Here is a 13,472-nt window from a genome sequence, read left to right as displayed (position 1 = left end):
ACTTCACTCCGCCGGGCGGAGCAGGAGATCACTCTGATGCGGCGTCAGTAAAGTACATAACAGGGCATATGACTTCTCACCATGGGAAATCATCTGCCGGAATTCCGCGCTGCCGCCCGCCGTATCGACCGCCGTCAGTTCGTCACCCGCGCGAGCGCCGCGGCCGTGCTCGCCTTCGCGGCGAACATGCCGACCGCCGGCGCGGCGAGCGCCCGCCGGCTCAACCCCAGGGACATCAGCAAGAACCCGTTCACGCTGGGCGTCGCCTCGGGCGACCCGCTGCCCGACACGGCCCTGCTCTGGACCCGGCTGGCACCGGAGCCGTACACGGCGAACAGCGGGCTGCCCACCGAGCGGGTCGAGGTGGAGTGGGAGGTCGCCCAGGACGAGCGCTTCACCCTGATCGTCGCGCGCGGCACCGCGACCGCCCACCCCGAGTTCCACCACAGCGTGCGCGTCGAGGTCCCCGGCCTGTCGGCCGACCGCTTCTACCACTACCGGTTCCGGGTCGGTACATGGATCAGCCCGGCCGGCCGCACCCGTACGGCACCCGCCGCCGGCGCCAGGGTCACCCAGCTCAAGTTCGCCACGCTGTCCTGCCAGGCCTACTACCACGGCTATTTCACCGCGTACAAGCACCTGGCCGCCGAAGACCTCGACGTCGTCGTCCATCTCGGCGACTACCTGTACGAGTACGCCGTGACAGCGGTCGGCGGCGCGCGCAACTACACCGACCGCAAGCTCCCCGCGCACTACAACTCCGAGACGATCACGCTGGAGGACTACCGGCTGCGCTACGGCCTCTACAAGTCCGACCCGGACCTGATGGCCGCGCACGCCGCGCACCCCTTCGTCGTCACGTGGGACGACCACGAGACCGAGAACAACTACGCGGACGAGACGCCCGAGAACGACGTCCCGCCGGAGGAGTTCCTGCTGCGCCGCGCCGCCGCCTACCGCGCGTACTGGGAGAACCAGCCGCTGCGCACCCCGCAGCAGCCCGAAGGCCCGGACATGCAGCTCTACCGCCGGCTGCACTTCGGACAGCTGGCGCAGTTCGACATCCTCGACACCCGCCAGTACCGCTCCAACCAGGTGCAGGGCGCCAACTGGCAGGTGCCGGGCGCGGAGTCGAAGGACCCCAAGCGCACCATGACCGGCCAGACACAGGAACGGTGGCTGCTCGACGGCTGGAAGGGCTCGAAGGCCACCTGGCACCTGCTCGCCCAGCAGGTGACGTTCGCCCAGCGCCGCGACGTACCGAGAGCGGACTTCAAACTGTCGATGGACGCCTGGGACGGCTACACGGCCTCCCGGCAGCGCGTCCTGGACGGCGCGAACGCGGCCGGACTCGCCAACCTGATGGTGCTGACCGGCGACGTGCACGTCGGCTACGGCTTCGACCTCAAGGCCGACTTCAACGACCCGAAGTCCCGCGTCGTGGGGACGGAAATCGCCACGACCTCGGTGAGCAGCGGCATGGACGGTGCGGAGAAGCCGTCCAACTGGTCGAACCTCACCTCCGCCAATCCACACATGAAGTACTACAACGGGCGCCGGGGATATACCACGTTCACGCTCACCCAGGACCGGGCGACGGTCACGTTCAACACGCTGAAGGCGGTGACGAAGCCGGGCTCCGCGCTCACCAGGGCGGCGTCGTTCGTCACGGAAGCCGGGAATCCGGGGCTGAAGCCCGCCTGACCGCCAGGGTCACAGCCACTGCCGCGCAAAAGATCAACAGGACTGTCCCGCAGGCGAGTTGCTGTGGCAGACTGCCTGCCATGGCTGCGGTGTTGCTCGGGGGTGCGGAATGAGCGAGCCACGGTCGGCTCCGACGATCGGTCAGATCGTGCTCAGCAGACAGCTGTTGGCGCTGCGTGAGAAGGCGGGTCTCAGCCGGGAGCAGGCCGGTCAGCTGCTCCGGGTCACGGCGGCCACCGTCCGCCGGATGGAGATGGCGGAGGTCGGGCTCAAAGTCCCGTATCTGCAGATCCTTCTTCCCGCCTACAACGTCCCGGACGAGGAGATAGACGTCTTCCTCCGGCTGGCCGACGAGGCCAACAGGCCCGGCTGGTGGCAGCGGTTCCACGATGTGCTCCCCGACTGGTTCAGCGGCTACGTCAGCCTCGAAGAGGCCGCGACGACCATGCGCTGCTACGAGCCGCACTTCGTGCCGGGGCTGCTCCAGACCGAGGAGTACGCCCGGCACATCCTGACCCGCGGCGCCCTGGGTGAGAAGCTGAACGACGCGGCCCGCGTCGAGCGCCTGGTCGCGCTGCGGCTGGAGCGCCAGGCGCTGCTGACCCGCAGCGACGCGCCCGTCTTCTGGGCCGTGCTGGACGAGACGGTGCTGCGCCGGCGTGTCGGGTCGCCGGACGTGATGCGCGCGCAGATCGACCGGCTGCTCGAAGCGAGCGAGATGCCGAACGTGACGCTCCAGATCGCCGAGTTCACCGCCGGCCATCACCCCGGCACGTACAGCCCGTTCGTCCTGTTCCGCTTCGGCATCCCCGAGGTACGGGACATGGTCTACATCGAGTATCTGACCGGCGCGCTCTATCTCGACGAGGACGGCGAGGTCTCCGAGCACATGGAGGCCATGGACCGGATGGTGGCCCACGCGGAGTCCGCGGGCCGTACGCGGCAGTTACTGTCCGACTTCCGCGACACGCTGTGACGCCGTAACCCGGTACCGGGCCGGGCCGTCACCGGTCCCGTACTCCTCGTTCCTGCCACCCCCCTCTTCGGATCAGAGAGCCAACGGAGCACCCCATGAACGCAGGTTCACCCAAGACGCAGGTCGACACGAGCAAGCCCCACCCGGCACGGGTGTACGACTGGCTGCTGGGCGGCAAGGACAACTACCCGGTCGACCGGGCGGTCGGGGAGCAACTGCCGGAGCTGGGCAAGCGCAGCGCCCGGCAGAACCGCGCCTTCATGCACCGCGCGTCCGCGTGGCTCGCCGGCCAGGGTGTCGACCAGTTCCTCGACATAGGCACGGGTATCCCGACCGCGCCGAACCTCCACCAGGTGGTCCAGGAGATCAACCCGAAGGCGCGGGTCGTCTACACGGACAACGACCCCATCGTGCTCCGACACGCCGAAGCGCTGCTGGTCAGCACGGTCGAGGGCGCGACCGACTACATCCAGGCGGACGTGCGCGAACCCGAGGCGATCCTGGAGCACGCGCGCGGGCATCTGGACTTCGACCGGCCCGTCGCCGTCTCGCTCATCGCGCTGATGCACTTCATCCCGGACAGTGACGGACCGTACGAGATCACCCGCACCCTCCTCGACGCGCTCGCGCCCGGCAGCTATCTGATGCTCTCGCACGGCACCTTCGACTTCCACAAGGAGCTGGAGGCCCAGATCACCGGGACCTACGGCAAGGGGGGTATCGAGCTGCGGTTCCGCACACGGGACGAGGTGGCGCGGTTCTTCGACGGTCTCGACCTCGTCGAGCCCGGACTCGTCACCGGACCGGAATGGTACAAGGACACGGACGCGCCGGAGCGCGAGGAGAACGCCGTCTACGCCGGGGTCGCCCGCCTTCCGTGACTGGGTGACCATGGGGGGTGGTGCCCATCGCGGGAGGAGGCCCCCATGGCTTATCCGGAACGCTACGAGCTGGTGTTCGAGGAACCGACCCCCCTGGCGGACCCGACCGGCCCCGCCCCACGGGCGGGCGTCGAACGGGACGCGGTGACGGTCCGGCGTACCGCCAGGGCCGGGGCGGGCGGATTTCCCGTCTACGAGGACGAGACGGGCATCGTTCGCGCGGAGATCAGCGACCGGGGCGAGGTGCGGATGCTGGCCAGCGGAGGCCAGCAGGCGCTCAGCACACCGGTGCGGGCGCGGTCTCTCGACGACGCGTGAACAACCTGTCCCCGGCACTCTCACGATCGATGAGAGTGCCGGGGACAGGCTTGCTTCACCGGGGGGGGACGCCTCACAACGGCGTACGCAGGCCGGAGAGCCCGTCGCCCCAGGCGGAGAGCAGCTTCTCGGCGAGCCGCGCGTCCAGCACACCCGTGGCGTCGGCGCCGAAGGCCACGTCCGTCTCCAGCCAGGGCTCCTCCTCCAGCAGCCCGCCGACGACCTCGCGGCGCACGAGCTGTTCATGGGCGGCGTCGTCCGCGACGTGCTCGGCGTAGAACCGTACGGCCGCCTCACCCGCCTCCACCCGTCCCATCGCCTCCGCCAGCCGCCGGGACACGGGTGACGAGGTCACCTCGACGGCGGCGAAGTGCCCCACCAGCGCGCCGCGGAGCGCACGGTGCAGGCCGAACATCGACATCAGATTGACGCTCGCCAGCATCTCCCCCGACGCCACGTCGACGTACCTGCCGTACGTGGTGTCCAGGCCGAGGTCCGTCATGAGGCCGGCGAAGAGGCGCGCGTGCATCCGGTCCGCGTCGCCCGCGCCGAACTCGTCGAACTCGACCGCCGCCATGGCCGCCTTGGCCCTCCCCCGCAGCCGGGGGATGACCCAGGCGTGCGGGTCGGCCTCCTTCAGGTGGTACACGGAGCGCTGGGCGGCGTACTCACGCAGATGCCACAGCTCGCCCTCGTCCCGGAGGTAGTGGGACACGCTCGCGCCGTCCGGCGATTCGACCAGCAGGTCGGCGAGCGCCTCGTCGATGTCGGTGCGGCGCTTGGTGTCCGCGCGAAGGGCGTCGAGGAAGCGGCGTTCGAGGCCGGCGCGGAAGGCGAGGAGGGCGGGGTCCCACTCCCAGGCGGGGTCGACGCCGCAGAATCCGCGGTAGTGCAGTTCGTAGCAGAGGTAGAGCGCGAGGTGCAGGTCCTCGCCGTAGGGGGTGGCCTCGTCGGCCGTACCGTTCGGCGGAAAGGGGGCCCCGGAACCGGGGCGGCCACGCAGGGCACGTACGACCCCGTAGCTGAGGTCGCCACGGCCCGTCGGCAGAGCGGGGCCGGTCGGCCGGACGTCGGCGTTCTCCACTGACTTCACTCCTTGACCTGATCGAACTGATCAGCGTGCTCGGTCCGATCATTCTCGCCGCTTTGCCCGGCCTGTCCCCGTTCGTGGGCAGGCCCTCGGTGACCGCTGCCGGACCGTGGGTAACGTCGTGGCGCGCCCCGCGACGGCCCGTCGGCGCGGTCCGGTTCCGGCACCCCGTGCCGCCCGCCCCCTTCGGTCCCGGAGCGGCGCGGGTATACCGCCGTTCGGGTGATCCGGGCCGTGCCGGCCGGATCACCCGGAGGTGTGACGGCCCGCCGCCGGGGTCAGCGCCCCGGCAGTCCGTCCAGCCACTCGGTCAGCAGGCCGTTGACCTCGTCGGCGCGCTCCTGCTGCACCCAGTGCCCGCAGCCTTCGAGGATGTGCGAGGAGACCAGGCCGGGAAGGGTGGTGGGGTAGTTCTTGACGGCGTCCGCCATCCACACGAGGGAGGCGTCGAGTCCACCGCCGATGAAAAGGGAGGGCTGGGTGAGCGGGGCGCCGTGCCAGGGGGTCAGGTCCGCCCAGTCCCGGTCGACGTTGCGGTAGCGGTTGAGTGCTCCGGTCAGTCCTGTCCGCTCGAACTCGCCCGCGTAGTGGTCGAGATCGGCCTCCGAGAGCCAGGCGGGCAGCGGGCCGGTGGGGAACCGGTCGCGGAGTCTGCCGCCCGGCGGTACGAAGTAGAGGCTGCCCTCGCCCTCGGGCGGCAGGGTGTCGCCCGAGATACCGGTGTAGAACCCGGCCAGCCAGCCGCGGACATCGGGCTCGATCTCGGCCTCGGCGCGGCCGGGCGTCTGGAAGTAGCTGACGTAGAACTCCTCGTCGCCGCCGATCCGCGCGAAAACCTCGGTCGGGCGGGGTCCTCCGCGCGGCGCGAACGGGACGCCGAGGAGCGCCGCGGCGGTGAACATGTCGGGGCGCAGCAGCGCGGAGTCGGCCGCGATGTTCGACCCCCAGTCGTGGCCGACGATCGTCGCCGTCCTGGCTCCGAGGGCCTGAACGACGGCGACGTTGTCGGCGACGTGCGCGAGCATCCGGTAGTCATCGACGGCCCGCGGCTTCGAGGAGCGTCCGTAGCCGCGTACGTCGACGGCCACCGCGCGATACCCGGCGGCGGCGAGCGCCGGGAGCTGGTGGCGCCAGGAGTACCAGGACTCGGGGAAGCCGTGGACCAGGAGCACGAGCGGGCCCGTCCCCTGTTCCACCAGGTGGATTCGGCCGCCGGGGACGTCCACCAGGCGGTGCCGGGCGCCCGGCGGGGTGACGCTGGTTGCCACGGACGGCGTGGTGGGGTCAGGCATGGGTCCTCCTCGGGGTGATCGTTTCCGCTCCCCATCATTCGGCGACGGCCGAGCCCGTACCAAGGGAAGTTGCCGGGTCGGCAAGTCGGCCGTCGTCGGACAGACCCCGCGTAGGTCGTCGACCAGCTCACGTTCGCCGACTTCATCGTCTGCGGCGCGTACGACAGCCATGTACGTCTGATGCGGCGCACGTACCGGCGGCGGCACGACCGGCTCGTCGCGGTCCTCGCCGAACGGTCCCGACAGCGCGGTGCCGGCCCGTGAGGGTCTGGTGATCGGGTTCGGCGCCCCGCCCGATCACGCGTTCAACGGTGCTCCGGACGCCCTGTGCGCGGCGCTGCCGCCCGCGCGGTAGGTCCGGGCCCGATGCCTCCGGGGTGTGACACCACATGGTGCAACCACTGTCCGGTTGCTATGGTCGGTCGCATGACCGCCATGACGCTCCGTATCCCGGACGAGATCAACGCATCGATCAAGGCGGGGGCGGCAGCGGCCGGTCTGTCCCTCAACGCCTATATCGTGCGCGCCGCCCAGCGGCAGGCCGTGCTCGACTCCGCCCGCAGGCTCGCGTCGCTGGGCCTCGGCGAAGACCTGGGCGGCGAGGGCGACGCCCTGTGAAACGTGGTGAGATCTGGACGCTCGGCGACGGGCGCAACGTCCTGATCGTCTCGCTGGACGGGCTGGAGGAGGCGTACGGCGCGGTGCTCACCGTCGTCCTGCACGACGCCGGGCGCTACCCCGACACCGCGATGTCCGTGGTGATCGACGACCCGCTGCCCTCCACCGCTGTCGCGGTCAACCTCCAGCAGTTGAGGGTCACGCGCTTCGACGGCGCGAAGCTGCTCGGCCCTGTCGACACGGCGGTGATGGAGCGCATCAGCCAGGCTCTGCGCGCGGTGCTCGACCTGTGAACGAGAGCCGGTGAGCCCTGGAGAAGGGCTCACCGGCTCTCATCGGGTGCCGTCGGCCTGCGGCTACGGCTGCGCCGCCAATCGGAAGGTCTGGTTCGCCGCTTCCGTGCAGAGTTGCTGCGTGAGCGTGGCGCCGTTCACCGTACCGGCGCCGACCGTCAGGCACTTGCCACTGTGTCTGGCGGCGAACCGGTAGCGGTCGGTGGTCCCGATCCGCTGCGGCTGCCACTGCTGGTTGGTGCCGCCGGTGTAGCTCCACAGATGCGCGCGGGCCCCGTCGGCGGTGGCACCGGCGCCGCCGTCGATGTCCCACACCTTGCCCGCGTGCCGGTTGACCACCTGGTAGTAGCCGTTGCTGGTGGGTCTGAACTGCCAGGTCTGGTTGTTGGCGACGGGGGCGGAGCAGGACCACTGCTGGAGTCCGGTGCCGTCCGCCGTGCCCCAACCGGTCGCATCGAGGCAGGCGTTGGTGCCGCTGTTGACCACCTGGTACCAGGTGGCCGGGTCGATGGCGCCGTCGCCCGGATTGCCGGTGTCGGTGCCGGTCCACACGAGGGTGGCGACGGCGCCCGCCGGGATCGTGTAGGTGGCGGAGCGTCCGGCGTCCGTGACGGAGAACGTCCGGGCGGCGCCCGCGCCGTTCACGACGTACGCCGCCTTGCTGCCGTCCGGGTTCTGCCAGACGACGTTCTGCACGCCGCCCGCGCCCTGGCTGGTGGAGCCGATGCGGGTGGCGCCGGGCTTGACGAACTTGGTGAGATGGCCGAGGACGTAGTACTCGGCGTTGCGTGTGACCGTACTGCCGTTGATCTCGACCACACCGTTGCAGCGGGTGGTGCAGTGGCCCTGGTGGGGACCACCGTTCTGGTTCAGGGCGAGGTTCCACATGATCGTGGTCTCGCCGCCGTTGCGCATGTTGGCCACGACGAGGTTCTCGGCGTGCCATTTCAGCGTATCGGCGAAGGTGTTGGCCGGGTTGTCGCTGTCGGTGCCCGAGCACTCGGTGAAGAAGACGCGCTTGCCGGCCTGTCGGATCTGCGACTGGCTGGTGGGCTGGCCGCCGTAGCAGTGGAAGGCGGCGCCGATCACCCGGTTCATGCCCGGAGTCTCGGAGAAGACCTGGAGCGGGTAGTTCGGGTGGTCCCAGTTGTGGTCGTACGCGAGGAGGTTGGTCGGCAGGTTCGCGGCCGTGAGCGTACGGTCGAGGACCTTGAAGAACGCCGCCTGCTCCGAGGCGGTCATGCTCATCGACGGATAACTCGTCGCGAACTCGGGCTCGTTCTGCACAGTGAGGTCGGTGAGTTTGAGGCCCTGCTGCTGGTAGCCCTGGATCGCCTTGACCAGATAGTCGGCGTAGTTCTGGTAGCGGTCGGTGCGCAGACTGCCGCCGTTGAGGCTGTTGTTCGTCTTCATCCACGCGGGCGGTGTCCAGGGGCTGCCCATGAAGCGGATGGCGGGGTTGATCGACACGGCCTGCTTGAGGACGGGGATGATCGCCTCGTGGTCACGGCCGAGGTTGAAGTCCCCCTGGTTGTCCTCGTAGGTGTAGGCGGCGCCCTGGTTGAAGTCGGTGCCGCCCAGCGGCTGGCGCAGGTAGTTGATGCCGATGCCGTCGCCCTGGGCGGAGAAGAGTGAGGTCATCAGGGCGTTCTTCTGGGCCTGTGGAAGCTGGTTGATCAGATGCCCGGCCGCACCGGTGACGGAGGCGCCCGCACCGGTGAACTGCTGTTCGCGCTGGGCGGGGTTGACGTTGATGTCGATGGCCTGGGGTGTGGAGTTGAAGGTGATCTGACCGTCCGAGGCCAGCTTGCGGCTCCCGTCGGCCGTGGAGATCCACACCTGGGCGGTGGGGTCGGCGGCCTGCGCGACACCGGACGAGGTCAGTCCGAGGCTGCCGCCCAGCGTGAGCACGCTGAGCGCGACGACGGCTTTGCGAACGACGTTTCTGTGCAGGGTTCTTCGCATACGTGGGGGCTCCTGCCGGTTCGTGTGTCGAACGAATCGCCCGCGGCCCCGGAGCGGCCCGCGCCGTGGCCGGGGGGCGCATCGGCGACATGAAAGCACGCTTACTAAGTACTTAGTAAGTCATTGGACCAGACTTGTTCCAGAGGGGAGTTGGGCCGCAGGCGCCCGAGGCCTGCGGCGACCTGAGCATGATCGGAAGCTGATCGGAAACGTGATCGGGAGCGCCGTACACTACGCCCGGTGAGCAACAGACGAGCGGGGGAACAGGGCGGCGCGGCGGCCGGGCCCGCCCAGCGGCGTACGCCGCGCAGTCCGGGGGCGCGGCAGCGGCGCGAGGAGATCCTGCGGATCGCCATGGAGACGTTCGCCGCGCGCGGCTACAACAACGCCTCACTGGCGGAGATCGCGGACCGCGCGGGGCTCACCCAGGCGGGCGTCCTGCACTACTTCCGCTCCAAGGAACTGCTGCTCACCAGCGTCCTCGAACTGCGCGACCAGACCGACATAGAACAGCTGGGCCCCGACCGCCCACGCGGTCTCGCCTTCCTGCGCCATCTGATCGACACCTCGCGCCGCAACTCCGGGCGGGAGGGCATCGTACGGCTCTACGCGGTGCTCTCGGCCGAGAGCGTCACCGACAGTCACCCCGCGCAGGAGTACTTCCGCAACCGCTACATCGGGCTGCGGGCGTTCGTGGTCGACGCACTGCGCGAGGCGGCCGAACTGGGCGAGGCACGCGAGGACTTGGACGTCGAGAACGTGGCGAACGCGATCATCGCGGTGATGGACGGGCTCCAGGTGCAGTGGCTGCTGTCGCCGGAGTCGGTGGACATGGCGGCGTCGACGGAGCGTGTGGTCTCCGCGCTGCTGGCGTCGATCGCGCCGGCGAAGGACTGATCCGGCGTCAGGAGGGTTGCACCGCCCGCTGCTTGGCCGGGATCAGACCGGCCGCCCGCCGCGAAGTCGACGGGCGCCCTGGTGCCCGTACCCGTACCCGTACCCGTCAGTGCGTACAGTCGCTTGGCCGCTGGTCGGGGCGCTGATCACTTCTCGGTGGGGCGGGCGCGTACGTGCATCTTCTCCCCCTGCCGACCGAAGATCGTGAGGAACTCCACCGCTTCCGTGCCCGCTCTGCCCCACCCGTGCGGGGTGCGGGTGTCGAACTCGGCGGCCTCACCCGCGCCCAGCACCAGGTCGTGCTCGCCGAGGCGCAGCCGGAGCCGGCCGGCCAGGATGTAGAGCCATTCGTAGCCCTCGTGCGTCCGCTGCTCCAGTTCACCGGTCTGCTGCGGGCCCGCCGGCATGATCTGCTTGTACGCCTGGAGCCCGCCGAGGTGTCGGGTCAGCGGCACAAAGGTCATGCCGTAGCGCGTGAAGGACCGCAGATGGACGCGGGGGTCACCGGTCGGGGGCGCGTCCACCAGTTCGTCGAGTTGCACGCCGTACGCCTTGGCGAGCGGCAGGAGCAGTTCCAGGGTCGGTTTGCGTCCGCCGGATTCCAGGCGGGACAGCGTGCTGACCGAGATCCCGGTCGACTCGCTGAGCAGGGCCAGTGTTGTGCCGCGATCGCGGCGCAGGGCCCGCAGACGGGGTCCCACGCCGTTCAGGACGGTCGAGAAGTCGTCGTCAGCCATGGTTCCATTTGCCACCTCGGCAAGGTTTTTTGTCAAACGGTGGGGCGTGGACGGACCATCTCCAGCAGATGGAGGTGCTTCGCATGAACGCACAAAAAGTAGATTTCGATGTCGTGGTGATCGGCGGCGGACCCGCCGGACTGAGCGGGGCGCTGACCCTGGCGCGCGCACGCCGCTCGGTACTCGTGATCGACTCCGGCGAGCCGCGCAACGCCCCGGCGTCCGGCGTCCACGGCTACCTGGGGCGTGAGGGAGTCGCCCCCGGCGAGCTGGTGGCGGTGGGGCGCGAGGAAGTGGCGGGCTACGGAGGCGAGTTCCTGGCCGGCCGAGTCTCGACGGTCAAGGGGTCGGCCGCCGACGGATTCCGCGTCGTACTCGAAGAGGGCTCGGCCGTGGCCGAGGTGACGGCGCGCAGGCTGCTCGTGACCGCCGGGCTGGTCGACGAACTGCCGCCGGTTCCGGGCGTCGCCGAGCGCTGGGGGCGCGAAGTGCTGCACTGCCCGTACTGCCACGGATGGGAGGTGCGCGACGCGCCCATCGGCATCCTGGCGACCGGGCCGCTCGCGGTGCACCAGGCCCAGATGTGGCGGCAGTGGAGCGATGACGTGACCCTGTTCCGGCACACCGCACCCGACTTCGACGACGAGCAGTACGAACAGCTCGCCGCGCGTGGCATCGCGGTGGTGGACGGGGAGGTCGCCGGCCTGGAGGTGACGGATGACCGGCTCACCGGCGTCACGCTGGCAGGCGGCCGGGTGATTCCGGTCCGCGCGGTGGTGGTCGCGCCGCGGTTCACCGCGCGCGGGGGCGTCCTCGCCGATCTGGGGCTGACCACCGTCGACCGGGAGATGGCCGGCCAGGTGATCGGCAGCCACATCCCGACCGACCCGGTCGGCGCCACATCCGTGCCCGGTGTGTGGGCGGCGGGCAACGTCGCCGAGCCGACGGAGGTCGTGATCGGTTCGGCGGCGGCGGGGCTGCGGGCGGGCGGCGCGATCAACGGGGATCTGATCGCCGAGGACACGCGGCGGGCGGTCGAGGCGCGGCGGGACGGCGGGTCGTGATCGATACGAGTGAAAGCGGTGGAAGTTATGACGGTGAGCGCGACCAACTCGGCGAAGGGCAAACAGAGATGACTCAGGGCCAGACCTCAACCGGCAACGGCATCGGGGAGGGTACGAGCGAGGAGTTCTGGGACTCCCGTTACGGCGAGAGCGACCGTGTCTGGAGCGGGAACCCGAACACGGTCCTCGTCCGGGAGGTCACCGGCCTGAAGCCCGGCCGGGCGCTGGATCTGGGGTGCGGCGAAGGGGCCGACGCGATCTGGCTGGCCGGCCGGGGATGGCAGGTCACCGCCAGCGACATCTCCGGTGTCGCGCTGGCCAAGGCGCGGCGCCACGCGGCGGACGCGGGCGTCACCGACCGTATCGACTGGCAGCGGCACGACCTGGGGGTCTCCTTCCCCACCGGGACCTTCGACCTGGTCTCGGCGCACTTCCTGCACTCACCCGGCGACATGCCGCGCGAGGAGATCCTGCGGACCGCCGCGGCGGTCGTCGCGCCGGGTGGGGTGCTCCTGATCGTCGGGCACGCCGGACTCCCGCACTGGGAGTCCCAGCCGCACCCGGAGGTACACCTCCCGACGCCGGGCGAGGTCGTCGAATCGCTCGAACTGCCCGACGGGGAATGGGAGGTGCTGCTCAGCGAGGAGCACGAGCGGATCCAGATCCGCCCCGATGGACAGCCGGACACCCGCACGGACAACGCCGTGAAGATCCGCCGCCGCGCCGTGTGACGGGCGGCGTCGCACCCTCAGGCGCTGGGCGGGCGGTTCGGCCCGCCCAGCGCCTTCCGCAGACCGGCGGCGTCGCGGTGGACCACTCCGGTCATGCCAAGCGCGACGGCGGTGTCCACGTTCTCCTGTCGGTCGTCCACGAACAGACAGCGGTCCGGGGGCACGGCGGCGTACTCGACGGCGATCTCGTAGATACGGCGGTCAGGCTTCGCCACGCCCACGCGGGAGCTGTTGACGACACGGTGCGCGAGGTCGGAGAGCCCGAGGCCCGCCAGGTCCTCGTCGAGCCATCGCGGCGCGTTGGTGACGAGCACCAGCGGGCAGTGCTCCCGCACGCTCCGGAGCAGATCCACGACCGCCTCGTCCGCGCGGAAGCCGGCCGTGGTGAACGCGCGTGCCAGGGCCTCGGCCTCGTACGGCGACACGCGCGGCAGCAGGCCCGTAACGATCGAGTCCGCCCACTCCTCGCGGGTGATCCGCCCGAGCAGCAACGGCAGATCGTTCTCCGGCGCGAATCCGACGGACTCCGTGGTGCCCTCCGGAAGGCCCGCCGCCCGCTCAAGGCGCGTCACCTCGGACATGTCGTAGAAGCGGATGACGCCGTCGAGGTCGCACAGCACGGCGTCGAAGGGCTGGGGCGGCCGGGACCGGGTGCCGGGCGGATTCGTCGTCATGGGGTACGCCGGTGCGTCGCGCGTGCCGCCTCCACGTACGCGCGGACAAGGGCGCGGTTGTCGTCCGCCCGCCAGGCCAGGGCGAGTTGGGCGGGAGACAGGCCGGCGACCGGGCGGGTGACGACGCCCGCACGGGCCACCAGCGGCGCGTTCCCACCGGCGAGCCGGCAGTCGCCGAGCCCGTCGACAAGCGCCTCGTACGTCTCGTCGGGGCCCGCGATCTCCACGCCGA

At 70.3% G+C, this 13,472-nt stretch carries 15 protein-coding genes; 9 read left to right on the top strand and 6 right to left on the bottom strand.

Annotation, left to right across the window (positions count from 1 at the left end; translation table 11 throughout):
- Nucleotides 1–81 precede the first annotated feature (81 nt).
- The 4 genes from ACIBLA_RS16540 (at nucleotide 82) to ACIBLA_RS16525 (ending at nucleotide 3,879) form a co-directional block, all read left to right on the top strand.
- Nucleotides 82–1,704, top strand: coding sequence for an alkaline phosphatase D family protein (locus tag ACIBLA_RS16540; protein WP_399198987.1), 1,623 nt, complete (start codon nucleotides 82–84; stop codon nucleotides 1,702–1,704).
- 109 nt (nucleotides 1,705–1,813) lie between these two features.
- Entirely contained in the window at nucleotides 1,814–2,680 is an 867-nt protein-coding gene (locus ACIBLA_RS16535; protein WP_363246274.1) for a helix-turn-helix transcriptional regulator, read from the top strand.
- A 95-nt stretch (nucleotides 2,681–2,775) separates the two neighbouring features.
- Nucleotides 2,776–3,561: an SAM-dependent methyltransferase gene (locus ACIBLA_RS16530; RefSeq protein WP_363246273.1), complete on the top strand. Its 786-nt coding sequence runs from the start codon at nucleotides 2,776–2,778 to the stop codon at nucleotides 3,559–3,561.
- 45 nt (nucleotides 3,562–3,606) lie between these two features.
- Nucleotides 3,607–3,879 (top strand): DUF6296 family protein, encoded by a 273-nt coding sequence (locus tag ACIBLA_RS16525; protein ID WP_363246272.1) that lies wholly within the window; start codon nucleotides 3,607–3,609, stop codon nucleotides 3,877–3,879.
- A gap of 73 nt (nucleotides 3,880–3,952) precedes the next feature.
- Here the strand turns inward: ACIBLA_RS16525 and ACIBLA_RS16520 are convergent, their stop codons facing one another.
- Both ACIBLA_RS16520 and ACIBLA_RS16515 read right to left on the bottom strand, forming a co-directional pair.
- Nucleotides 3,953–4,963: an iron-containing redox enzyme family protein gene (locus tag ACIBLA_RS16520; RefSeq protein WP_363246271.1), complete on the bottom strand. Its 1,011-nt coding sequence runs from the start codon at nucleotides 4,961–4,963 to the stop codon at nucleotides 3,953–3,955.
- A gap of 284 nt (nucleotides 4,964–5,247) precedes the next feature.
- Entirely contained in the window at nucleotides 5,248–6,261 is a 1,014-nt protein-coding gene (locus tag ACIBLA_RS16515) for an alpha/beta hydrolase (RefSeq protein ID WP_363246270.1), read from the bottom strand.
- Between the two features lie 426 nt (nucleotides 6,262–6,687).
- On the opposite strand from ACIBLA_RS16515, the gene ACIBLA_RS16510 reads away from it, so the two are divergent.
- Together ACIBLA_RS16510 and ACIBLA_RS16505 are read left to right on the top strand one after the other, a co-directional pair.
- A complete protein-coding gene (locus ACIBLA_RS16510; RefSeq protein ID WP_229701224.1) occupies nucleotides 6,688–6,879 on the top strand; it encodes a toxin-antitoxin system HicB family antitoxin in 192 nt (63 codons plus the stop codon).
- The gene (locus tag ACIBLA_RS16505; protein WP_329377423.1) at nucleotides 6,876–7,172 is read left to right on the top strand and encodes a hypothetical protein; all 297 of its coding nucleotides are present in this window, start codon (nucleotides 6,876–6,878) and stop codon (nucleotides 7,170–7,172) included. Before ACIBLA_RS16510 ends, ACIBLA_RS16505 begins: the two co-directional genes overlap by 4 nt.
- 63 nt (nucleotides 7,173–7,235) lie before the next feature.
- On the opposite strand, the gene ACIBLA_RS16500 is transcribed toward ACIBLA_RS16505, so the two are convergent.
- Nucleotides 7,236–9,137 carry an RICIN domain-containing protein gene (locus tag ACIBLA_RS16500; protein ID WP_363246269.1) on the bottom strand — a complete coding sequence of 634 codons (1,902 nt, stop codon included), beginning with the start codon at nucleotides 9,135–9,137 and terminating at the stop codon, nucleotides 7,236–7,238.
- Between the two features lie 240 nt (nucleotides 9,138–9,377).
- Here ACIBLA_RS16500 and ACIBLA_RS16495 point away from each other — a divergent pair, with 240 nt between their 5' ends.
- Nucleotides 9,378–10,034, top strand: coding sequence for a TetR family transcriptional regulator C-terminal domain-containing protein (locus ACIBLA_RS16495; RefSeq protein WP_399198986.1), 657 nt, complete (start codon nucleotides 9,378–9,380; stop codon nucleotides 10,032–10,034).
- 146 nt (nucleotides 10,035–10,180) lie between these two features.
- Here ACIBLA_RS16495 and ACIBLA_RS16490 read toward each other — a convergent pair whose 3' ends face one another.
- Nucleotides 10,181–10,771, bottom strand: a complete 591-nt coding sequence (locus tag ACIBLA_RS16490) for an XRE family transcriptional regulator (protein WP_363246268.1) — start codon at nucleotides 10,769–10,771, stop codon at nucleotides 10,181–10,183.
- An 83-nt stretch (nucleotides 10,772–10,854) separates the two neighbouring features.
- Between ACIBLA_RS16490 and ACIBLA_RS16485 the strand changes: the two genes are divergently transcribed.
- Nucleotides 10,855–11,835 (top strand): NAD(P)/FAD-dependent oxidoreductase, encoded by a 981-nt coding sequence (locus ACIBLA_RS16485; RefSeq protein ID WP_363246267.1) that lies wholly within the window; start codon nucleotides 10,855–10,857, stop codon nucleotides 11,833–11,835.
- Between the two features lie 68 nt (nucleotides 11,836–11,903).
- Nucleotides 11,904–12,566 carry a class I SAM-dependent methyltransferase gene (locus ACIBLA_RS16480; RefSeq protein WP_363246266.1) on the top strand — a complete coding sequence of 221 codons (663 nt, stop codon included), beginning with the start codon at nucleotides 11,904–11,906 and terminating at the stop codon, nucleotides 12,564–12,566.
- A 17-nt stretch (nucleotides 12,567–12,583) separates the two neighbouring features.
- Here ACIBLA_RS16480 and ACIBLA_RS16475 read toward each other — a convergent pair whose 3' ends face one another.
- Nucleotides 12,584–13,240 (bottom strand): HAD-IA family hydrolase, encoded by a 657-nt coding sequence (locus ACIBLA_RS16475; RefSeq protein WP_363246265.1) that lies wholly within the window; start codon nucleotides 13,238–13,240, stop codon nucleotides 12,584–12,586.
- Nucleotides 13,237–13,467: a hypothetical protein gene (locus ACIBLA_RS16470; protein WP_399198984.1), complete on the bottom strand. Its 231-nt coding sequence runs from the start codon at nucleotides 13,465–13,467 to the stop codon at nucleotides 13,237–13,239. Before ACIBLA_RS16470 ends, ACIBLA_RS16475 begins: the two co-directional genes overlap by 4 nt.
- Nucleotides 13,468–13,472: the final 5 nt, after the last annotated feature.

This window comes from Streptomyces sp. NPDC050433, from assembly GCF_044458565.1.
In the GTDB taxonomy this organism is placed as follows: Bacteria; Actinomycetota; Actinomycetes; order Streptomycetales; family Streptomycetaceae; genus Streptomyces.
The sequence above is the reverse complement of the archived record's forward strand: the minus strand, read 5'-3'. Positions and strand labels throughout refer to the sequence as shown.